17 protein-coding genes are annotated in these 21,604 nt (G+C 48.1%); 5 read left to right on the top strand and 12 right to left on the bottom strand.

What is annotated here, in order from left to right:
• Nucleotides 1-34: 34 nt before the first annotated feature.
• From ACKU41_RS19740 to gdhA, 4 genes are all read right to left on the bottom strand, one after another.
• On the bottom strand, nt 35-439 hold the full coding sequence (locus ACKU41_RS19740; RefSeq protein WP_321403239.1) for an STAS domain-containing protein: 405 nt from the start codon (nt 437-439) through the stop codon (nt 35-37).
• 182 nt (nt 440-621) lie between these two features.
• Nucleotides 622-963 (bottom strand): STAS domain-containing protein, encoded by a 342-nt coding sequence (locus ACKU41_RS19735; RefSeq protein WP_321403237.1) that lies wholly within the window; start codon nt 961-963, stop codon nt 622-624.
• 82 nt (nt 964-1,045) lie between these two features.
• Entirely contained in the window at nt 1,046-4,024 is a 2,979-nt protein-coding gene (locus ACKU41_RS19730) for a PEP/pyruvate-binding domain-containing protein (RefSeq protein ID WP_321403235.1), read from the bottom strand.
• Between the two features lie 240 nt (nt 4,025-4,264).
• Nucleotides 4,265-5,611, bottom strand: a complete 1,347-nt coding sequence (gdhA, locus tag ACKU41_RS19725; RefSeq protein WP_319779297.1) for an NADP-specific glutamate dehydrogenase — start codon at nt 5,609-5,611, stop codon at nt 4,265-4,267.
• A gap of 491 nt (nt 5,612-6,102) precedes the next feature.
• Between gdhA and ACKU41_RS19720 the strand changes: the two genes are divergently transcribed.
• On the top strand, nt 6,103-6,264 hold the full coding sequence (locus tag ACKU41_RS19720; RefSeq protein ID WP_319779296.1) for a symporter small accessory protein: 162 nt from the start codon (nt 6,103-6,105) through the stop codon (nt 6,262-6,264).
• Nucleotides 6,265-7,863 (top strand): sodium:solute symporter family protein, encoded by a 1,599-nt coding sequence (locus tag ACKU41_RS19715; RefSeq protein WP_319779295.1) that lies wholly within the window; start codon nt 6,265-6,267, stop codon nt 7,861-7,863. It begins immediately after the preceding gene.
• Nucleotides 7,864-7,931: 68 nt separating this feature from the next.
• On the opposite strand, the gene ACKU41_RS19710 is transcribed toward ACKU41_RS19715, so the two are convergent.
• Together ACKU41_RS19710 and ACKU41_RS19705 are read right to left on the bottom strand one after the other, a co-directional pair.
• A complete protein-coding gene (locus ACKU41_RS19710) occupies nt 7,932-8,495 on the bottom strand; it encodes a type I restriction enzyme HsdR N-terminal domain-containing protein (RefSeq protein WP_321403232.1) in 564 nt (187 codons plus the stop codon).
• Between the two features lie 246 nt (nt 8,496-8,741).
• Nucleotides 8,742-10,226, bottom strand: a complete 1,485-nt coding sequence (locus tag ACKU41_RS19705; RefSeq protein WP_321403229.1) for an MFS transporter — start codon at nt 10,224-10,226, stop codon at nt 8,742-8,744.
• 426 nt (nt 10,227-10,652) lie between these two features.
• On the opposite strand from ACKU41_RS19705, the gene ACKU41_RS19700 reads away from it, so the two are divergent.
• From ACKU41_RS19700 to ACKU41_RS19690, 3 genes are read left to right on the top strand one after another with little or no spacing between them, the layout of a single operon-like run.
• Complete coding sequence (locus ACKU41_RS19700; RefSeq protein ID WP_321403228.1) at nt 10,653-10,889, top strand: FeoA family protein; 237 nt, start codon at nt 10,653-10,655, stop codon at nt 10,887-10,889.
• Nucleotides 10,890-10,891: 2 nt separating this feature from the next.
• The gene (gene feoB / locus ACKU41_RS19695; protein ID WP_321403227.1) at nt 10,892-13,015 is read left to right on the top strand and encodes a ferrous iron transport protein B; all 2,124 of its coding nucleotides are present in this window, start codon (nt 10,892-10,894) and stop codon (nt 13,013-13,015) included.
• Nucleotides 13,016-13,062: 47 nt separating this feature from the next.
• Nucleotides 13,063-13,848, top strand: coding sequence for a hypothetical protein (locus ACKU41_RS19690; protein ID WP_321403225.1), 786 nt, complete (start codon nt 13,063-13,065; stop codon nt 13,846-13,848).
• Here ACKU41_RS19690 and ACKU41_RS19685 read toward each other — a convergent pair.
• The 6 genes from ACKU41_RS19685 to ACKU41_RS19660 form a co-directional block, all read right to left on the bottom strand.
• On the bottom strand, nt 13,814-14,884 hold the full coding sequence (locus tag ACKU41_RS19685) for a hypothetical protein (RefSeq protein ID WP_321403223.1): 1,071 nt from the start codon (nt 14,882-14,884) through the stop codon (nt 13,814-13,816). The two genes, ACKU41_RS19690 and ACKU41_RS19685, sit on opposite strands and share 35 nt — an antisense overlap.
• Before the next feature lie 201 nt (nt 14,885-15,085).
• Nucleotides 15,086-16,507 carry an NADH-quinone oxidoreductase subunit N gene (locus tag ACKU41_RS19680; RefSeq protein WP_319779287.1) on the bottom strand — a complete coding sequence of 474 codons (1,422 nt, stop codon included), beginning with the start codon at nt 16,505-16,507 and terminating at the stop codon, nt 15,086-15,088.
• A gap of 18 nt (nt 16,508-16,525) precedes the next feature.
• The gene (locus ACKU41_RS19675) at nt 16,526-18,061 is read right to left on the bottom strand and encodes an NADH-quinone oxidoreductase subunit M (protein WP_321403221.1); all 1,536 of its coding nucleotides are present in this window, start codon (nt 18,059-18,061) and stop codon (nt 16,526-16,528) included.
• A gap of 13 nt (nt 18,062-18,074) precedes the next feature.
• Nucleotides 18,075-19,847 (bottom strand): Na(+)/H(+) antiporter subunit D, encoded by a 1,773-nt coding sequence (locus tag ACKU41_RS19670; RefSeq protein ID WP_321403219.1) that lies wholly within the window; start codon nt 19,845-19,847, stop codon nt 18,075-18,077.
• Nucleotides 19,837-20,097, bottom strand: coding sequence for a hypothetical protein (locus ACKU41_RS19665; RefSeq protein WP_319779285.1), 261 nt, complete (start codon nt 20,095-20,097; stop codon nt 19,837-19,839). The genes ACKU41_RS19670 and ACKU41_RS19665 overlap by 11 nt, the downstream gene beginning before the upstream one ends.
• An 11-nt stretch (nt 20,098-20,108) precedes the next feature.
• Entirely contained in the window at nt 20,109-21,602 is a 1,494-nt protein-coding gene (locus ACKU41_RS19660; RefSeq protein ID WP_319779284.1) for a monovalent cation/H+ antiporter subunit D family protein, read from the bottom strand.
• Between the last annotated feature and the right edge of the window lie 2 nt (nt 21,603-21,604).

Genomic DNA, 21,604 nt, shown 5'->3' with positions numbered 1-21,604 from the left:
TCAGGGCCGGGGATTTTTCTGCCTACTGCAAACTTTACCAAGACATCATTTTTGCCGCCTGCTTCATATTCGGCGCAAAATGAAGATAGCGGTCCACGTACAACATCTTAAGATTATTCATAATTCTTTCAGGAACATCGGTAAAAACAACCATTCCGCCATTCTTGTCAGCTGTTTTGTGGGAATTGATTAAAACACCGAGTCCGACACTGTCTATCAGGACGGTATACCTGAGATTAATTATGATTTTACAGCCATTATATCTGGCAGCATCATAAATTTTATCCTTAAACAACTTTACAGTTGCGTTGCTGATGCGTCCTTTGGGTGCAAAAATAGTAAATTCCCCCTTCTGCCGCTCAAGAAAATCAAATCTTGCTTCAAGTGCCTGATTAACTGCCGCATCAAGAGTTTGAGAAGTGTCAGAATTTTGTCTCACAATATTCTCCTGTAATCTCGATACGTTGGGCCCAAGTCCAAAACCATTTATACTTTCATTGATGTTAGTCATAGATAGAAGTGAGCACTTTCCATACCAAAAGATCACTTAAACTGATAATAACGCCCAAAAAAAGCGGACCTGCAAAGCGGGTCCGCTAAAAATAACTTTTCGAAAGGAAACTACCAGTCAAATCTTTCCAAAGCAGAATCAACTGTCGGGCTGAAATTAAGATAACGATCCATGGTCAGCATCATCATGTTTTTAATGATCATGTCATTGAAATCACTATAAACAATCATCCCCCCGTACTTATCACAAAACTTATGGGCATGAACCATAACCCCGAGTCCGGCACTGTCAATTAAATCCACGTCCTTCATGCACATGACAATCCTGCAACCGTACTCATTGCAATGCTCGTAGAGCCGATCACGAATCAAAGGAACCGTAGAATGGTTAAAATGACCCTTAGGGTACAAAAGAACACATTCATCCCGTTCTTCTTCTATAAAATCAAACATGACCCTTCCTGTTACGGTTTACACATAAACTAATTCTTACATACCAAAATAAGACCGTAATCATATTACGTAAAGTAGAAAATCACTCAGCTACGCATTCACGCAACAGACAATACTCTTCGCTTCCTCTTGCTGGAAGGATCACCCCTTGGGAATTGCGCCCGTCAACCTTGAGTACCACCGGGGCAGGCAGACGCAAGTGACTTACAAACTTACCTTTCTCAATCATATGCTGGTTGGCAAACCATTCCCAATCCATACGGTTTCCGGGTTTATCAAGTATCATCAAATAATTGATGCCCAACGTAGTTATATTATGAAAAAAATGCGAACCCTGCGATGGTTCAACCTTAAGCGACTCACTGGAAGTCTCTATGATTGCGGAGACATTTGAAATGTCAGGCCACTCAACAGGAATCCCCAGCCAATGATCCGCAGAACCCCAGCGTCCGGGGCCGACCAACAGGTATTTGCGTTTCTGTTTAACCAACTGGCCGTTGATACGCGAAATTTCCATGGCAATCTGCCGGGTCTTGGAGACATCAAAGCAATCCGGGCGGACGATGAGTATATCCACAATATCGTCCTTCTGCGCATTACCGAGAGCGTGACTGGAAACGCAAACCGCATCATTAAATTCCTGATCGGATATCTCAATGCGGTTCAGGTCCGCTCGCGCGCTCATGGGCCGCAACTGCAACAGATTGAATTCCGGCTTACGTCCGTCTTCATACATGTTGATGCAAAATTCCATTTCCACCGGACCGCCCATACCTTTTTCAGCCAGCTTTAGCACATCAGTCAGCACCGCAGGAAGCGGTATAAGCTTATGCTTCAGAACAGGAGCGAAAAGCACAACTTTGGGTCCGGGGATAGCCGCAGTGTCCCTTATCCTGCCTTCTTCCGCAAGATAAGTAGAAGCTAGACTGCGAACCGGAAGGGAATCCTCAAAATCCGCAATATCAAGTTTTTCAAGGTTGGCATTTCCGTGAATGCTGCAGACTTCTCCATTTCCCATACGCAGTCCGTAAAATGAAGTCTGGGCATTCTTGAGAGAATCCTGCAAGGTCGGGCACTGGGGAAGAATCTTGGGATAACGTGGCGAAAAGCGGATACACTGCTCTCCATCCACTACGGATTTACCGATACCAAGGGCAATGGTCGCCACACCGTGCTCCGGCTTCATCTTGCCGAAAGGATAATAATTGTAAGACTGCCCCACTCCGGAGATAGCCGGAAAAAAATAATCTCCATACTGCTGTCCGGCCACTTCCTGAATAATGACCGCCATCTTCTCTTCATCCGTACGTTGATTCACCCGCTGCGAAAAGGACTTCGGGGCTTTGTAATAAGTGGAGGCCCAAACCAGCTTTATGCCTTCTACAAGCTGTTTGAGACGCTGCTCAATATCCTTGTGATCATTGGGAATCATGTACGTCTGGTATAACCCGGCATAGGCCTGATACTGGGCGTCTTCCAGCAGACTGGAAGAACGGATGGAAAGCGGAAACCTGACTTCCTGAAGATATGCCCAGAGCTGGGCCTCTATCCAACCGGGAAAAAAGGCTTCACTGAAAATCTCAGCAACCTTTTTATCTTCCAGATCTGTGATGGCGAGATGAGAAAGATCATTCATCTCCATAAAATCATCAAAACCTGAAGTCCCGATTGTCAGTGTACGCGGGGCGGTAATGACCATATCCTTGTATTTCTCGTGCAGCCATGAATTTCGGGCCAGCATTGAACAAATAAAAGCCATACCGCGTGCCTTTCCGCCCAGAGAGCCGGAACCTATCTTCAAAAAATCAGTGTCAGGATCAAAATCCTTGGGATTAAAGGAAACAATAACCCCCTGCTGACGTTGCTTGCGTCTTTCGTGGACCAGGGAAAGCATATGTTCGCGATGGCTTTCCACATCCGGAAAATCAGCCTCACGCAATGGTCGAATCGTATTTGCCAGCGCAATCTCAGTCCGGGCATAGAACCAGCGGGAAAAATCATTGAGCTGGCAATGCCGCATAAAAATATCCTGTGGAATTTTCCGCAAACATTTTTCCAATGAGTACAGACTTGATGCCCGCATCACCTCGTTGTCATCAAGATCACGAAAAATAAAATCACCGAATCCGAGATGTTCAATTACAAACTTACGGATTTCAGACATAAGATCCGGGGAATTCTTATCCACAAAACAGGCCGGCACCGCTTCGGCACGCTCCTTGTTCTCCGGTTCATTGCTGGTCAAAAGCAAGGGGATATCATCACGGGAAGACTTGATGCTTTTTAGTAGCTCAAGACCTGAATTCCCATCCAGAATACCCATACGAGGGAAACGCACATCCGAAATAACACCGAGAATATAAGGTTCATATTTCTCGAAGAGGACCATGGCTTCTTCATAAGTACGGGCAGTCAGGATCTTGGGCCGCGCCCTCATGGTCAACAGGCGATGCTCGGAATTCAGCCCTTCTTCAAGAACTGCCTGAGTCTGGCGTACCAGTTCTTTATAAAGAATCGGTAAAAACGAGGCCAGATAGCGCGGTGAATCTTCAACCACAATGATGACCCTGATGCCGACCTCGGAAGTATCGTGCTCAACATTAAGCAGGTCTTCGAGATTTTTAACCATGGCCACCAGCAGTTCGGCATCACCGGACCAGACAAACTGGCGGTCTGTTCCGTCACAAAAGACTTCCTCGGTCACTGCCAGCTGTTTGTGGGCCAGCAAGGCAACCGGAATGCCCGGAATTTTATCCTTGATACGGCGCCCCATATCGCAGCAGTCAATGTCTGTCAGGTGGGGCATGATGATGACAAGATCGAAAAAACGCACATCAAGCAGATCGAGAGCCTCATCAATATTTGAAACCCATGTAAGCCGCGGGGGACGACTCAGGTTCAATCCCCGATATTCGCTGACTATTCGCTCCGAAATGCGGCTGTCTTCCTCCATGACCCAGGCATCATAAGGGCTGGAAATCAGCAGGATATCATGCACCTTTATCTGCATCAGATCATGGTAAAGACTGAACTTGCGGCTCTGCCCGCCCAAAAATCTCATTTTATCTTCCATAAAAAGCCTTCGGCGACCCTGCCGGGGGCCTTAAACCCTTTCCCAAAAGGGTTTAAGAATTCCAAAACGTTTTAGTTATTTGCTGGAAAGATCGTAAGGGAGATTATACTGATTAAAGACAAAACTTAAAAGTCACGGACGCGATAGCCCGCTAATAAATTTTGAAGGGAGAGGCCAGAAAGGGAAACTTTTCCCAAAAGTTTCCCTCTCTGGCCGTCGGAGACATTTCTATACTATACCCTGATCCAGCATGGCTTGTGCTACCTTTACAAAACCTGCGATATTCGCTCCGTTCACATAGTTGAACGGGGTTCCATAATGCTCGGCAGTATCCATGCAGGACTTGTGAATACTATGCATGATGTGTTTGAGACGACTATCAACTTCCTCACGGGGCCAGTTGATCCGCATGCTGTTCTGGCTCATTTCAAGGCCGGATACGGACACTCCGCCAGCATTGGCAGCCTTCCCCGGACCATAAAGGAGCTTTGCATCCAGGAAGATATCAATACCCTCGGGCATGGTCGGCATGTTGGCTCCTTCACAAAGCACACGCACACCATTGGCTACGATATTGGATGCATCCTTACCGTTAATTTCGTTCTGAGTGGCAGAAGGGAATGCGCAATCAGCCTTATGGTTCCAGAGCGGATTAAAATCCAGATCAGGATCCACCGGGGTATAGACAGCTTCAGGATACTTTTCAGCATACTCCCTGACCCGGCCGCGGCGCACATTTTTAAGCTGCATAATGTATTCAAGCTTTTCACGATCCACGCCTTTTTCATCATAGATGTAACCGGATGAATCAGAGAATGTGACCGGGATGCAGCCGAGTTCAAGAAGCTTTTCCATAGTAAACTGAGCCACGTTACCGGACCCGGAAACAAGGGCCGTCTTGCCTTCGAAAGTCTGCCCCTGCGCGTTCAGCATTTCAGCGGCAAAGTAGACAGAGCCGTAACCGGTAGCTTCCGGCCGGATAAGGCTGCCGCCCCAGTTAAGGCCCTTACCGGTGAGTACGCCGGTAAATTCATTACGCACCTTCTTGTACATGCCGAACATGTAGCCGATCTCACGGGCGCCTACGCCGATATCCCCTGCCGGAATGTCGGTATTAGGGCCGATATGCCGGGAAAGTTCAAGCATGAAGCTCTGGCAGAAGCGCATCACTTCCATATCCGACTTGCCCTTGGGATCAAAATCGGACCCACCCTTGCCACCGCCCATAGGCAATGAGGTCAAGGCGTTCTTGAAGACCTGTTCAAAAGCCAGAAATTTGAGAATACCGAGGTTCACCGATGGGTGGAAACGCAAACCGCCCTTGTACGGACCGATGGCGCTGTTCATTTCAATACGGAATCCGCGGTTGACATGTACATCACCATCATCATCAGTCCACGGTACGCGGAACATGATCACCCGTTCCGGTTCAACTATCCTTTCCATAATCCCGGCACTGCGGTATTCGGGATTGCGGTCAAGAACGGGTTTGATGGATTCGACAACCTCACTCACAGCCTGATGGAATTCACGTTCATTGGGGTCCCTGTTTTTGACCAGTTCCAAAATTTCCATTCACAGCCTCCTGACGGCCTTAAGCAGTTGATATGAAATTAACATCCTAAATAAATTTTCAATTCCTTTATTCCACCACTAACCGACTAAGTCCACACATCTTTTCAAAAAATCAACAAATAATCTCACAATAAATTTTACCAAAATTGTACTTTTTGATTTACCAATCACATAAAGAATTAATGAATTACAACACAAAAAAGTTGACAGTAAGTAAATGCTTACTGTAAAAGCTACCCTAATGAACACTCAAAAAGCTCTATTTTTCTTTTTTAACTTTTTTAGCTTTACCAGCCCTGTGGTCTGGAGGTGTTCACGCGCGTAAGCGTTAATTGAAAGAATTTCCCCCAGGCCGCAGGCACCCAGCCCGCGGCCTTTTTTATTATCTGCCCCGGGTCACCATACACCCCCTGCCCTACCAAAAAATCATATATTTCGGCTAAATTCGTCTTTTTACAATTTTAATCAACTTTGAAATCTGGAGGCTTCAAATGATGTTAGGACTAGGAAGCATTGAGATTGCGGCGGTCTTCTGGCTATGCCTGCTCTCATCGCTAGGCTGCGTGATCTATGGGATCCTCAACTGGAACAACAGGGGCAAACCCGACACCACAGCACTGAATGTGGAAGTGCAAGGGAAAGGGGATAAATAAATGATTACCAAGATCGTCATAACCAGCATCTATCTCGGGGTAATTTTCTACCTCGGGTTCAAGGGATGGCAGTCCACCAAAAAAACCACCGACTACATGCTGGCCGGGCGGCAGATGAATCCATTCATCATGGCCATGTCTTACGGCGCCACCTTTGTTTCTACATCCGCAATCATCGGCTTCGGCGGGGCTGCCGGTCTTTTCGGATTTCCTCTGCTCTGGTTGACTCTTGCCACCATTGTAGTCGGAATTTTCATTGCAATGGTCTTTTTCGGCAAACGGACCAGACGCATGGGGCTGGCGCTCGAAAGCCACACCTTTCCTGAACTGCTGGGACGCCGCTATGATTCCAAATTCATTCAGGGCTTCGCCGGCGGAATTATCTTCCTTTTCATCCCGGTATACGCTGCTGCGGTACTGATCGGTATTTCACGCATGATGGAAATATCCTTCGGCATCCCCTACGGCACCGCACTTCTGCTGATCAGCTTTATTCTTGCCGGATACGTTATTTCAGGCGGCATGAAAGCGGTCATGTACACTGATGCTTTTCAGGGGCTGATCATGGCTGTGATGATGATCATCCTTATTATCTCCACCTACTCCATGCTTGGGGGCGTAACTGAAGCGCATCAGGCTTTGACCGATATGGTCAATCTGATGCCGGCCAAGCTCCAGAAGGGGGGCATGATAGGCTGGACTCAGGGCGCCAGGTTCGGGACTCCGCTCTGGCTGGTCATATACACTACAATTGTCTACGGCGTAGGCATCGGTGTTCTGGCCCAGCCGCAGTTGGCCGTACGTTTCATGACCGTTCCTTCCGACCGGGAACTCAACCGGGCTGTCCTCTACGGCGGAATCTTCATCCCGCTCATGACCGGGGTGGCATTCCTGACCGGAGCTCTCTCCAACGCTGTATTTTATAAAGCTGTAGGCAAAATTTCAATTGCTGTTGCAGGCGGAAACATGGATAAAATCATTCCCATGTATATCGAACAGATGATGCCTTCATGGTTCTCCGCCCTGTTCCTGCTGGCGATGCTCGCCGCCGGGATGTCCACCCTGTCCTCCCAGTACCACGTTGGCGGAACAGCTCTGGGCCGGGACTTCTTTGAACGCTTTGTAAATGTTCCGGCAGAGAAATCCGTTAAAATCACCAGAATCGGTGTCGGCATCACCCTGCTGGCCGCCATTCTCTGGGCATGGGTTCTGCCGCCATCTATCATTGCCCGCGCAACTGCCTTTTTCTTCGGACTCTGCGCCGCATCTTTCCTGCCCATCTATCTGCTGGGCCTGTACTGGAAAGGTATGACCAAAAAAGCCGCAAAAGTGTCTATGGTAGGCGGATTCAGCGCATCAATGTTCTGGCTGCTTTTCGTTCACGCCAAGGAAGCCAAAGCCATCGGACTGTGCAAAGCCCTGACCGGAATGGATACACTCGTATCCTCCGCCGCCAAAGGCTCATGGGTCTGGCTGCTGCAGTGGGTTGACCCCAACGTAGTCGCATTGCCCATCTCCCTAGCCCTGGCTATCGGGGTAGCGATGGTTACTCCCAGGATGAACAAAGAACACCTGAAACTCTGCTGGGCTAATATGTAATAGAAAAGGGCCGGAACAAAACAATGTTCCGGCCCTTTTCTATTTATCTAAGCGACAGCTTACCCAAATCACTTCTTGGGCGGCAGGGAGCATGACTCGCTGCAACAAGTGCCCTGCAGAAAACCTGTGTAGGTGTAGAAAATACGCTCAATCTTGGCCCGCCTTTCTGCCGGGAGCGGTTCACGCTTGTAGTCGGCGGTCATTTTCAACAAATCTTCATAACTGGGAACAGACTTAATGCCGTGGGCAAGGGTCTTACCTGAAATAGCATCCAACAGAAATGCATCCATGGAATCGGAAATGACAACATAAGGTACCGGTCCGTCCTGAAAAAGCTTGCCCGCGCAGACAGCTTCACGTTCATAGCTGCCGACATCCCCGGCGCAAAACAGGACCATCAAAACCGGCAAACCTTTTTTGTCGTACACAACAAGGTCGATGGTGCGGCACATTTCCTCGCCGTCAATTTCAAAACAGAGGTCGATCTTGGCCTTCAGGGAATCTTTGGGATAGCCTAACTCCTCAACCAGCAGCTTTGCCAGTGCCTGACGGAATTCCTCGTAAGTAGTCTCTTCAATCTCCTCGCCACTTAAATAGTCGCGCAATGTTCCACCCATACTTGTTTCATGCATATTGTGCCTCCGGCGGCCCTGCTGGGCTTTCCCACCGTGGAAGTTTAAATCCTTTTCTTAAAAAAGGTTTAAAAATCCCAAAAAAATTTTATCCGGGGGATAGTCTTATCTTACAAGGGTCGTTGTGGTTAATTTGATTTGATAATTATATAAGCATGCGGGGTTGTTGTGCAAGTATTCAAAAAAAGAAAAAGCCATACCCCTGTGTGTAAAGACAAGACTTTCGTGGAAGGAGAAGAGATGAATTTACAAATCTTCCAGATTTACCCCGCTGGTTTCTATGCGGAATCGCCATGTTATGATTGCACCGAGCACTGAACAACCGACCAGAAAAATCAAAATAGTTCCGGCACCGAACCCCTTGAGCAGGAAAGGAAAGAAAAACGCTGTGGTGACCGCACCGATCTTGGCAAAGGATGCAGCAAACCCTGCCCCCTTACCTCTGATATTGGTCGGGAAAACCTCTCCGGCCAAAAGATAGGTTATGGCATTAGGTCCCATATTAGTCATAAAGCTGAAAAGCATAAATCCGCTGAAGAGAAGACTCATGGACATGGAGGAATCAGCGGCCACAGTCATGGACATGGAAGCAAGAAAAAGCCCTGCAGCACAGCCGAGAAACCCCGCCACCTGCAGCTTGATACGACCGACCTTATCCGCCATTAACACAGCGGCTATAATCCCAACCAGCAGGAGCACATCAATAAATGCAGCTCCCTTGGCAGCCAAGATATCATTTTGTATCAGATCCGCAACATTACGGGCATGCACAGCTTTGGCCCCGATAACCGAACCGAGTATTGTCGGGGTAAAAATGCCGATCCCGTACGTTCCCAAATCCTGCAGAAACCATGGGACAGAAGCAAGAATTGTCGCCCGTAGACATTTTCCCTTGAAAAGATCGGCATATGAACCTTTACCGTTTTCACCCGCACTGGCATTTCCATTTTCAGCGGGAGGAGCAATTCTGATAATCTTGGGGTAGTGGGGCTCCCTGTGCAGCAACCTGTGGAGAGCATCTTCCGCTTCCTTGATGCGGCCTTTAGATACCAGCCAGTGACTGCTGTCCGGAATATAAAACCTGCCGACAACAACCAGAACCGCAGGAATAATAGCTGCTCCATACATGTATCGCCATGCTGAAATTTCCGGGGCTTTGTAAAGAATAAGGAAGCCGATGGCAGTTCCAGCAAGGGCACCTACAGCCTGAAAAGCAAAAGCGCTGAGGACCAGCCGTCCCCTGTCGCTACTGGGAATGGATTCAGAAATGACCATATGAGCGGTGGGGTAATCGCACCCCAGAGCCAAGCCCATACCGAACAGGAAAGTCACTAAAAATGGAAAATCGGGACTGAAGACAAGAGCTACCAGACAAGACACAAAAAGAACCATCTCCACAATGAACATCTTCTTGCGCCCGTAATGGTCTGCAAGTCCACCGAGCGCAGTGGCTCCTATGAGAATTCCGAAAAGTGTCGCAGCACTGACTGTACCCTTTTCCATGGCTCCGAGTTTAAACTCCTGCACAATCAGCGGCAGGGCCACCCCGGTCATGAAAACGACCATACCCTCAAAAAACTTCCCTGCGGATGCAAGAAACCAGATCCGCCACTGCATTGCAGTCATGGGAGAAGATGGCGCGACAGTCCCATCAGCCCAATACGGGGTTTCGTCTATATAATCCTGCACAGATCTGGCTGCGATTTCGCCCGATTCATCCATAAAAGCCATTCGGCCTTCTCTCCGGTAAAAATTCATATGTTCCCCATCCATAGCATAAGAATGATTTGTTTGTCCCTGATTCATCGGAGTACAAAATGAGGCAGTTGCATACATGGCAGGAAGGTGAAGATATCAGACTGTATTCAGCAAAAATGAAAGAAGGGAGGACGACCTGCCGATCAGGTCGCCCCCCCTTCTTTATCCTTGAAGCACAACTCCCTATGAGCCATACACTTAGTTTACATAATAATGATTTTAAATTCTTTCGCAAGTACAATGTAAGAAATTTCTTTTCTCTCCACTTGAATTGAAAATTATTTTCATTTTCTCCTTGACGCACATTTCATACTTGGTTAGTCAAAAATTCAGTTGACAATGATTTTCAACCTCTAAGCACTTTCATAATCAAACAGTCATTAAAATACGGAGACTCAAATGACTAAAAACATAAATCTTTCCAAGATCCTTGAAGGCCGAAAATACGCCGTCCTCGGTTTTGAAACTGAAACATCCGACTACGCGCATAAACTACGCAAAATGGGCTTCATTGAAGGCACACAGATTACCCTTGCGCCGATAAAAATTTCTGACCCAATGATTTTTGAAATTCGCGGCAGCCGAATTGCCCTGCGTAAAAATGAAGCTGATCAGATCAAAGTTGAGGAACTCTAAAGATGCACAAGATAGAACGTATATCCATTGCGGGCGTACCAAACTGCGGTAAAACCACCCTTTTCAACGCCCTGACCGGAGCTCGCCAGAAAGTCGGAAACTGGCCCGGCGTTACCGTTGAAAAAATTGAAGGCACTTTTTCTCTCGCCGGGACCAAGGTTGAACTTGTTGACCTGCCCGGAACATACAACCTGAGCCCGGACACCGAAGACCAGAAGGTTGCAGAACGAGTCATCCGCAGCGGAGAGTATGACCTTATCATCAATGTTGTTGATGCCACCAACCTTTCACGTAACCTCTTTCTGACCATGGATCTGCTGGAACGCACCGATCAGATAGTTATTCTGCTCAACATGCTGGATGTGGCGGAAAGTGAAGGGCTGGACATTGATGTGGATAAGCTCAGCAAAGAACTTGGCGTCGCGGTAATCCCTGTAATCGCCGTAGACAATAATTCCGTTGCCAAAGCAATAGAAGCCCTCGCTGTAGAAGCACAGAAACTCCCGGCACACGACTCCCACCCCACTCGTCAGGAAGTGATGGATACAGTCGAAAAATACAACTACATTGATTCCATCTACAATAAAGTTCTCAAAGAAAGGAAAGACCGCAGTCAGAATTTCACCAATAAGGTGGATAACATAGTCATGAACAAGTTTGCGGCTATCCCTGTCTTCCTGATATCCATGTTCCTCACCTTCTGGTTTGCCATCGGACTCGGTTCTGTATTCATTGACTTTTTCGATATCATGGCCGGACTAATTTTCATCGACATTCCCGCTGAACTGCTGGCAAAAATAGGTGCTCCCGAGTGGATCAGTGTAACGTTAGGCGGTATCGGTTCCGGAATTCAGACAGTTGCCACTTTTATTCCGGTGGTATTCTTTATGTTTCTTGCGCTGGCTATCCTTGAAGACTTCGGTTACATGGCCCGCGTGGCAGTTGTTGCCGACCGCTTCATGCGTAAAATAGGGCTGCCCGGTTCCGCTTTTATTCCCATGGTTGTAGGCTTCGGCTGCACTGTTCCTGCTGTGATGGCAGCCAGAACCCTGAGTTCCAAACGCGACAGATTCATGACCATTTTCATGGCCCCGTTCATGTCCTGCGGCGCGCGCCTGCCCGTCTACGCCCTGTTCTGCGTTGCCCTGTTCGGTGCTTATTCCGGTCTGGCCGTATTTCTCATCTATCTCTCCGGTCTGGCAATGGCTATTTTCACCGGATTCCTGCTCAAGAAAACTCTTTTCAAAGGCACATCTTCCCATTTTGTAATGGACCTGCCCCTCTACCACATTCCAAAAATGAGTGCGGTCTTCAAGAGTGCATGGCTGCGCATGAAAGGTTTTGTTAAGCGTGCTGGTGTTATCGTTGTCACAGCCGTCTTTGTTCTCTCCATGCTCAACTCCGTAGGCATTGACAACGGGCAGTTGACTTTCGGCAACGAAGATTCCCAGAATTCCGCGCTTTCCATTGCAGGCAAAACCATCTCACCCGTATTTAAGCCCATGGGCATTAAGGAAGAAAACTGGCCTGCATCTGTAGCACTGTTTACCGGACTGTTTGCAAAAGAAGCAATCGTCGGAACCGTAAACTCACTTTACTCTTCCATGGATGACGACAACGCTCCCGCAGCGAAAACAACTCCGGAAGAAGAAGCAGGACTCGACATCAGCGGAACTGTAAACGAAGCTTTCGGAACCGTTATCGACGGCCTTGCGGGTGTTGTTACATCCGTGGATCTGCTCGGTATCGGACTGATCAGTGAAGACAGCGCTACTGTATCTGAAGAAATCGGCGCGGATGTATCAGTATACAAACATCTCGCCGCCAACTTCACTGTCTACTCCGCTTTCGCTTACCTGCTTTTCGTGCTTATGTACTTCCCCTGCCTCGCGGTTATCGGAGCCACAAAGCAAGAGATGGGCGGCTTCTACTCCGCTGTAATGGCAATGTACTGCACCGCACTGGGCTGGTCCGTAGCAACCCTCTTCTACCAGATCGCCGAGGGCAAAAACCTTTTCTACATGGGAATCGCCGTTGCAATCCTCGGCGGGATATACGCAACCCTGAAATATCTGGGTAACAAAGAAGTTGAAAACGAACCGCAGCTCAGACCATTGAATTTGTAGCTGCAAGCATTTTCCGCAACCTAAATAGAAAGCGGAGAACCATAAACATGGTTCTCCGCTTTTGCTATATAAATACCATAATTTTAGTATTCATAAGCCTATTTCTTTCCCCGCTGAAACCTGCTAAAGAAACCTCCGTAATGCTAAAAAAAATCACCATACCGAAACTTTCCAAAAAGCAGACTATTATAGCCGGTGCACTGCTGCTCTTAATATTCTTATTGAACAGGCACAATTACGTACACATCAGTGACGATCTTAAGGCGGAAATGTTCATAGGCCCTGCTCCGGGTGAAACCATTACTTTGAATAATCCCGGAGGTGCGGTTACAAAACGGACCTGTCTCGGAGTTTCTGCAGATGGTGTATATCTGATAGAAGAAAGAATCACCTTCCCTCCTCCACAATTTCCGATTGAACAACAAAAAGAAAAAGTTGCCACCGAATCTCCAGCAAGCACAACTCCTCTACCTATTAAAAACAATGAACTGATCACCAGATATACGCAACAAGCGGTAGGCACAAAGATAATCTACAAGGAAATTTCCCCAAAGACAGAAGAAGGTGTCACCTTAGACCTTGCAATGAATGACCCTGATTATAAGAAAAAATACAAACCCGGAAAAAAGAAATACACGAGCAAGATAATAGAAGAAAGCGAAGAAGTAATACTTAGCAAAAAACGGCGGATTATACGCGTTGAAGTTATGGAAGGAAGTTATTCACCTGAAACAAAAGTATTCACCTTTGCAGCAGGACTTGGCATGATTCAGGGGGAATACCGATTTATGGGATTTACTACTGAGATGTTAGTTGAGCTTCGGGAGGATTAGCAGACAAGGAATCACGCACATCGGTTATAATTTCGATGTATTTTTCAACCAAGGCAGTGCCGCCATCTAGGTATCGACGATATGCAAAAGAAGTAGCTCTAAAACTTTTCGTTTTATCAAACAATTCCACTCTTAATGAATTTAAACTAGTGTACACTTCAATAATATCTTTATTTATTTTATACTCTTCAGGAACCATCAGAGGATACTCCCGCATATCCTGACGACGGAGGTGACTATTCCGAAAAACCCTTTTTCTATCTATCAACTCTAGAAAAGTAGACTCTCTATCCAAATATGCCCTAAATGTACGCCTATAACTATCATCTAAGATGAGCCTAAAGGACTCCACAATGCAATCAATCAATTCGCATACCGAGATTCTATTCCTGACAGTAACTTTTTGTTCAATTGCGTTAATTATAAGAGACTTTTTTTTAGCATAAAATAACTCAACAGCTGAAGGGTGTCTCAAACACATTCTTAATATTTCCTTTAATTCCCATTTCTTTTCATTATAATAGCAACTAATCTTATCTTCGACATACAAATAGGAATCATAATCAGGAGATGTATATTCTGGTTTAATAGAATTTGTATATTCATGTACATTCAGCTTACTGTCAAATAATGGAAAACAACAACCAATAGGAATTATAAATTTGACATCATCGAAATTTGGATAATAAAATACAGAACTAACAATTTCAGAAGTAAGGTTATTATCTATAATATTCTCTGCAGAGTCATGCTTCATATTACCCCACAATGAATCCATGTATCTTTTAAACAATTCAATATAGTTATCTTGAAGGTTCATCTTGTAACCAGAGTCAAATTGACTATCTGATCCAAGTAGATTTTCCGTTCGGAAAGGATTTATGAGCTTTGCAGGTTCAGTTTTTAAATTAATTGCAGTCTTACTGATTTCAGCGTTGTCGGACTTTTCAAAAAAGACAGAGCCAGGCATATAAAGCATAGGAACCAATGCCCCGGAAAACAACAATGCTAATAATCTCAAAAAACTATTTCTCATAAACACGACCCATACAACAACTACTATAAAAACAACTTACAATTTAGCATAATAAATTGATGACCTCATATACACATCAATCTGAGTTGTAATGGAATCACAAAAGTAATACTAGAGCAAAAAATCTATTACACCCCAAAAAGCTCCCCCCGTCTTACGACGGAGGGAGCTTTCAATTCAATTTGTATCCAGTAACAAACCCTACGGCATGATACTCCCCACCTTCAAGGCGAAGTCAAACACACCGGCAGGCATCATACCCAATCCCAACACCAGCAGGGAAAGCAGAGCCGCTCCTGCAAAGCTGAATGTGGAGGTATCCGGCAGAGGTGTTCCTTCAACTGCGTCCTTGGTATAGGCATGGCGAACCATTCCAAGATAGTAGTAGATGGAAATTGCGGTGTTGATCCCGGCGATAATGATCAGCCAGTTGTAACCATGATTCCAGCCGGATGAGAACAGGAAGAGCTTGCCCATGAATCCAGCCATTGGCGGAAGGCCCACCAGCGCGAATGCCCCTACTGCCAGTGCAAAGGCAAGGGCCGGAGCACGCTTGTGCAGGCCGTTCAGGTCATCCAGCTGCAGGTTGCGCCCATCAACAGAAACGCGGCTGACCACCCAGAAACAGGTCAGGTTCATAGCCACATAGGCCAGTGCGTAAAATGATGCCGCCGCCAATCCTTCAGCCGTCCCTGAAACCAGACCAATCATGATGTATCCAGCATGAGCTACAGAGGAATAACCGAGGATACGCTTTACATCACGCTGCACGAGCGCAGCAAGGTTACCGAAAGTCATGGACAACGCACCGAGCACGGCAATTATGGTAGTAATATCGTAACCGGGTTTGAACATGGCAGCCAGACGGATCAGGATAACCACCGCGCCAAGCTTGGGCAGGGTTGCCACAAAAGCTGCGGTTTCATTGCTGGCACCTTCGTAAACATCCGGACACCAAAAGTGGAACGGGAACAGAGCCAGCTTGTAAAACATGCCCAGCAGAAACAAGGCCATACCGGTCACGGCCATGGGAGCGGCCTCGAAGGACCATGTTTTCTGGACCAGTTCGGCAAGGTAAGTGGTATGCATACCGGCAAGGATGTAAGAGAACCCGTACAAAGCCACTGCGGTGGAGATTGCGCCGAACATGATATACTTGATCGCCGCTTCCGCCGCGCCCTTATCCTTGGCCCGCAGGGCAATGATGGCATAGAGAGCGTAGGAGGAAAGTTCCAACGCAAGGTATATGGTGATCAACTCCACGGAAGAAGCGAGCATCATCAGCCCCCATGCACTGATGGCAAGGAAAAGGAAGTAGTCGGACCTTTTCTCCTGCAGCAATGTAGGCTGACGGGAAGCATTGAAGACAGTCACGCAAAAGCCGATGGCAATAGCAACTTTGAAAAATTGCGAAAGCGGATCAACCAGATAGGCTCCATGAAAAGACAGCCCTTCCTGCCCCACCGAAAGTAATGAGACTATCACCGGAAGAAAAGACGCAATAGGCAGCCAGACTCCGACTTTATCACGCATCTTCTCACTACCGACAGCCTGCACAAACAACAGGGTAATAATCAGGAACATGGAAAGTTCCGGCATGAAAAGATATAGATTCACATTCATTTCAATATCTCCTGTTGCTTACTTAAGAATTCCCTTGAGGGAATTAAGGGCTACATCCATAGGCCGTTCTTTATCTATGGAAACAACCTTGGCTCCTTCCTTGACGTCCTTTTCCAACTTGACCAGTGAGGCATCCATGACCTTGAAACAAAGTCCCGGAGCCAGGCCGATGTAAAGGACGAAAACTGCCGGAATGACGAGATAGGTCCATTCCCGCATGTTTAGGTCAGGCCATTTTTTCCATGATGTGGGACGACCCCATGCCAGTTTCAGGGAAACACGCAGCATATAAGCTGCAGCAACCATGGCACCGGGAACCATGAAGGCACCGACCCAAGGATTCTGCTCAAATGCGCCTACGAAAACAAGAATCTCGCCCACGAAGCTGTTGGTTCCGGGAAATCCGAATGACGAAAGCGCAAACAGGCCCCAAAAGAACATGTATGCGGGCATGTATTTGCCGAGACCAAGGTTATCTCCCAGCTCACGGCTGTGACTGCGTTCGTAGATTGCCCCGATCATCATAAACAGTCCACCGGTGGTAATACCGTGGTTGAGCATCTGAAAGAGAGCACCTTCCAGCCCGCGCTGGTTGAAAAGGAATATGCCGAGAGTGACAAATCCCATATGGCCAACGGATGAATAAGCGATAACTTTTTTAATATCGTTCTGCCCGAGAGCCACAATCCCGCCGTATAAGATTCCGGCAATGGAGATGGCAATCATTAACGGGGCAAAGTATTCACTGGCAGCCGGGGTCAACGGCAGGTTAAACCGCAGAAAACCATAAGTTCCCATCTTCAAGAGCACTGAGGCCAGAATTACCGATCCGGCTGTTGGTGCCTGCACGTGTGCGGCAGGCAGCCATGTGTGGAAGGGGAACATGGGTACTTTAATCGCAAAAGCCAGAGCCAGAGCCAGAAAAGCCCAGAACTGGAAGCTGAAGGTAAAGTTCTGTTCCATCAGTTCCGGTATGGCGAAGGTTCCGCCGGCAATCCTGAAAGCAACGATAGCCACCAGCAGCAATGCAGAACCGGCCAGAGTATACAGGAAGAACTTGAGAGACGCATAACGTTTCTCAGGTCCGCCCCAGACCGCGATGAGCAGATACATGGGAATCAGCATTGCTTCCCAGAAAACATAGAAAAGAACCAGATCAAGGGAAGTAAAGACTCCCACACAAGCCGCAGTCATAAACAGCAGGCAGAAGTGGAATTCTTTGACCCTCGTCTGAATATAGTTCCAGGAACAGAGCACACAAAGCGGCAGAACCGCAATCGTCAGCACCACCATGAGGAAGCTGATGCCGTCTGTACCAAGGTAATACTCCACGCCCCACTGCTTAACCCAATCCATCCTTTCCACAAACTGGAAGGCGGCGGATTCAAGTTTGAATCCGGAAAAGAGCGGAAACGAGAGCGCCAGTTCAATTATAGACACGCCCAGTGTATACATCCTGACGGTGTTGTCGCCTTTCAAGAAGAAAAGCCCTATAGCCGCCAGCAGCGGAAAGAACACGAGGACAGTCAGAACAGGATAAGCTATTTCTTGCATTGCATTCTCTCCATTATCCGAAGTACCAGACTAAGCCGTAAACGCAGAGTACGATAACCACGGCCAGTCCCAGGTAATCCTGCAACCGTCCGGTCTGAATCTTCGCCCCGGTTCTGCCGATATTACGCACAGTGTAGGCGGTTCCATCCACAACCGTATCAATGCCTTTGCGGTCAAACCAAGATGCCCCTGCAGCAGAATCCATAAGCCACTTAAGACCGATCACCCGGTAAACGGTGGTCCAGATGGAATCAACCCATGCAATGGGTCGGCAGACAAGCAGCAGCCCCATATTGCCGATAAAGCGGTAAAGCTTATCGAAATCAAGGTTACGGCCATGGTGAGGAATAATTACCTTACGCATAATCCAGAACCCTGCTCCGGTGAACGCCAGCAGCATGGAAGCCTGCAGGAGATGCCAAGGGGTGTAGGGATGATATTCCACAGGGAACGGCAGCAGTTTGTAGAGCATCTGCGGGTAAACACCCTGCGCAAAGCAGAGAAAAGCCGCGATACCCATGGCCACGTACATATTTTTGGGGATGGGATTAAGCTTGATGTCCGTTTTTGCCGGCTTGTTCCAGAAGGCAAAATACGGAAGCTTGATACCGACAGAAAGGAACGTACCTACTGCAGCGATTTCAAGCCCGATTGCCAGCAGGGTGTGATGCGACTCGGCAGCCCCGGTGATGGTCATGGTCTTGGATATGAACCCGTTGAAGAACGGCATACCGGAAATGGATACCGCACCGACCATATACAGAAGCATGACCATCGGCAGTTTTCCGACCAGTCCGCCGAGACGGTCAAGATCGGCAGTGCCGGTAGCATAAAGCACGGTACCAACACTCATGAAGAGCAGCCCTTTATAGAGAATGTGGGCGTAAGCGTGAGCCACAGCACCGTTGATGCACATGGCCGTACCGATACCGATACCGGCAACCATATAACCGACCTGCGAAACAATGTGGTAGGAAAGAATCCTGCGCGCGTTGTTCTCCATGGACGCGTAAAGCACTCCGTAGACAGCCATGATTGTTCCGGCCACCGCCAGCGCGTAAACTCCAGAGAATCCTCGGGCCAGAACATAGACCGCGGTCTTGGTGGTGAAAGCGCACATGAAAACTGCGCCGGGGACAGTAGCTTCGGGGTAGGCATCAGGCAGCCATGCGTGCAGAGGTACCACAGCTGCGTTGACGCAGAATCCGGTCAGGATCAGCCAATCGTAGTATTCCATGCCGTGGGGGTCCACAGGCAGGAAGGCAAAAGTTCCGATTTCGGAATATCTGAGCAGCAATCCGCCGAGCAGGAACAGCCCGCCGAGCATGTGGAACAGGAAATACCTGAATCCTGCTGCGCTGGAAGTCTTGGTACGATGCAGCCAGACAAGGAATGTGGATGCAACGGCCATAAGTTCCCAGAAGATGAATAGAGTCAGGTAATCGCCTGCAAAGACACAACCGAACGATCCAGCGACATAAAGAGCTGCTGCAGCATGGTGAGCCTTGTCATCCACATGCAGGGCATAAATCATGCCTATGAGCGACTGTATGGCGAAAACATTTGCAAAGACCAGCGAGAGCTTATCCACCCTGCCCAGCACCAATACGTTGCCGAGATACGGGAGAACCCCGAAATTACCCAGAGTAGCTGTGAAAACAACAGTAATGGCAATTACGGGCGGAACCAGCAGAAGCCATTTCCACTGTTTGCCCCGGAAAAACGGCAGAGCCACTGCCAGGGCGATAAAAGCCAGTGCCGGATGGAGAAAACCGTTAAGCGTCATCGTCTTCCTCCGGTCCTACGAGAAAAGGTTGAATGAGTATCTTCATCAGGAAAACCATGCCTACTGATGCACCAAGTGCAAACAGTTCCCAGAAGCCGGGATAAATATCGTAATGATACTCAGCATGGTGCGGATGAATGAAGAAATTAAGCACCACCAGCACGGCAAGGAAGGCTGCGAACAGAATCTTCCAGAACTTCATTTTCTGCGTGCGCTGGGTTTCGAACCAGTTTCCAAGTTTTTCTCTCATGGCGGTTCTCCTTAGAATTTACCGAACACGTTTATGAAGTTCAGGAAGGTCTGGGGATAAAGTCCCAGCCAGACCGAAATCAAAGCCGTGGTGAACAGCGGGATAACCATACACAGCGGAGCCTCGTGGTACTGCTCGATATTGGCGCCCTCTGCCGGGGCTTTGAAAAACGCCCGGTAGACGATGGGGCCGAAATAACCGGCATTGAGCAGGGTACTTGCCAACAGAGCTATAAGCAGCCCCCATTGACCTATGCTTACCGCGCCTTTGACCAGATACCACTTGGTTGCAAATCCACAGACCGGAGGCACCCCGATCATGGAAAGCGAAGCAATGGCAAAAGCTCCGAAGGTCCAGGGCATTCGCCTGCCCAACCCATCCATGAGGCTGATCTTCTTAAGATGCGTAGCCACGTAGATAGCCCCGGCTCCGAAGAACAGGGTGATCTTTGAGAACGCGTGGTGGGCAATATGCATCAATCCGCCCTGCACAGCGTCCGGGGTCAGCATAGCTACACCGATAATAATGTAGGAAAGCTGACTGACCGTGGAATAAGCGAGCCGGGCCTTGATATCGTCCTTGGTCAGGGCAATAAGCGAGGCAGTAACAATAGTGAATGCCGCAAGGTAAGCCGTCGGCAGCCCCAACCCTAATTTGTCCATAAGATCCACCCCGAAGCCGGAAAGGATCACGCGGGAAACCGAGAACACCCCGGCCTTAACAACCGCAACCGCATGCAGCAGCGCAGAGACCGGAGTCGGCGCGACCATTGCTGAAGGAAGCCAGTTGTGGAACGGCATGAGTGCGGCTTTTGCCAGACCTGCAATGTAAAGGACGTAAGTAATGGTCACCAGAGTCGGGTCTGCATCAGCCGGGAAGATCCCCTGTGCAACATCACCGAGATGGAAATCCAGAGTTCCGCAAAGCACATAGGTCATGACCATGGCCGGAAGCAGGAACAGCTTGGAGGTACCCATCAGGTAAACCATATATTTCCGTGCCCCGTTGAAAGCTTCATCATCCTGATGGTGGGCAACCAGCGGGTAAGTGCATACGGAAATGATTTCGTAAAAAAGATAAAGGGTGAATATATTCGCCGAAAAAGCCACCCCTATGGCACCGAAAATGGCAACCGCAAAACAGAAATAATATCTGGTCTGGGCATGTTCATTAAGGGTACGCATGTAACCGATGTTATAACTTGTTGCAAAAACCCAGAGCAATGATGCGATCAGGGCGAATATAAAAGACAGCCCGTCCGCAGCAAATGAGACTTTCACTCCCGGAAAAAGGGTGAACAGGGTATATTCTACGATCTTGCCTTCCATTACACCCGGAACCATGGAGGCGACCGAAATGAAAGTCAGGATACCGGCCCAGATGGATACGGCCTCGCGGCGGTTGATGTTCTCCCGTAAAAACCAGATGAAGAACGGAGCCACAAGGGTGATGCAGAGCGGGATCAGGATTCGCGCGCTGGTAATTAATTCAGTGCTAACTGTCATAG

Source organism: Maridesulfovibrio sp. (assembly GCF_963678865.1).
Classification (GTDB): domain Bacteria; phylum Desulfobacterota; class Desulfovibrionia; order Desulfovibrionales; family Desulfovibrionaceae; genus Maridesulfovibrio.
Note: the sequence above shows the minus strand (reverse complement) of the source record. Positions and strands in the feature narration are given on the sequence as shown.

What these genes read in the sequence shown, in the direction of transcription:
- feoB (WP_321403227.1), top strand. Translation starts at nt 10,892, where the DNA reads ATGCACAAGATAGAACGTATATCCATTGCGGGCGTACCAAACTGCGGT.
- ACKU41_RS19705 (WP_321403229.1), bottom strand. Translation starts at nt 10,226, where the DNA reads ATGGCTTTTATGGATGAATCGGGCGAAATCGCAGCCAGATCTGTGCAG.
- ACKU41_RS19665 (WP_319779285.1), bottom strand. Translation starts at nt 20,097, where the DNA reads ATGAGAGAAAAACTTGGAAACTGGTTCGAAACCCAGCGCACGCAGAAA.
- ACKU41_RS19715 (WP_319779295.1), top strand. Translation starts at nt 6,265, where the DNA reads ATGATTACCAAGATCGTCATAACCAGCATCTATCTCGGGGTAATTTTC.
- ACKU41_RS19730 (WP_321403235.1), bottom strand. Translation starts at nt 4,024, where the DNA reads ATGAGATTTTTGGGCGGGCAGAGCCGCAAGTTCAGTCTTTACCATGAT.
- ACKU41_RS19710 (WP_321403232.1), bottom strand. Translation starts at nt 8,495, where the DNA reads ATGCATGAAACAAGTATGGGTGGAACATTGCGCGACTATTTAAGTGGC.
- ACKU41_RS19675 (WP_321403221.1), bottom strand. Translation starts at nt 18,061, where the DNA reads ATGCAAGAAATAGCTTATCCTGTTCTGACTGTCCTCGTGTTCTTTCCG.
- ACKU41_RS19660 (WP_319779284.1), bottom strand. Translation starts at nt 21,602, where the DNA reads ATGACAGTTAGCACTGAATTAATTACCAGCGCGCGAATCCTGATCCCG.
- ACKU41_RS19670 (WP_321403219.1), bottom strand. Translation starts at nt 19,847, where the DNA reads ATGACGCTTAACGGTTTTCTCCATCCGGCACTGGCTTTTATCGCCCTG.
- ACKU41_RS19720 (WP_319779296.1), top strand. Translation starts at nt 6,103, where the DNA reads ATGATGTTAGGACTAGGAAGCATTGAGATTGCGGCGGTCTTCTGGCTA.
- ACKU41_RS19685 (WP_321403223.1), bottom strand. Translation starts at nt 14,884, where the DNA reads ATGAGAAATAGTTTTTTGAGATTATTAGCATTGTTGTTTTCCGGGGCA.
- gdhA (WP_319779297.1), bottom strand. Translation starts at nt 5,611, where the DNA reads ATGGAAATTTTGGAACTGGTCAAAAACAGGGACCCCAATGAACGTGAA.
- ACKU41_RS19700 (WP_321403228.1), top strand. Translation starts at nt 10,653, where the DNA reads ATGACTAAAAACATAAATCTTTCCAAGATCCTTGAAGGCCGAAAATAC.
- ACKU41_RS19690 (WP_321403225.1), top strand. Translation starts at nt 13,063, where the DNA reads ATGGTTCTCCGCTTTTGCTATATAAATACCATAATTTTAGTATTCATA.
- ACKU41_RS19735 (WP_321403237.1), bottom strand. Translation starts at nt 963, where the DNA reads ATGTTTGATTTTATAGAAGAAGAACGGGATGAATGTGTTCTTTTGTAC.
- ACKU41_RS19680 (WP_319779287.1), bottom strand. Translation starts at nt 16,507, where the DNA reads ATGAATGTGAATCTATATCTTTTCATGCCGGAACTTTCCATGTTCCTG.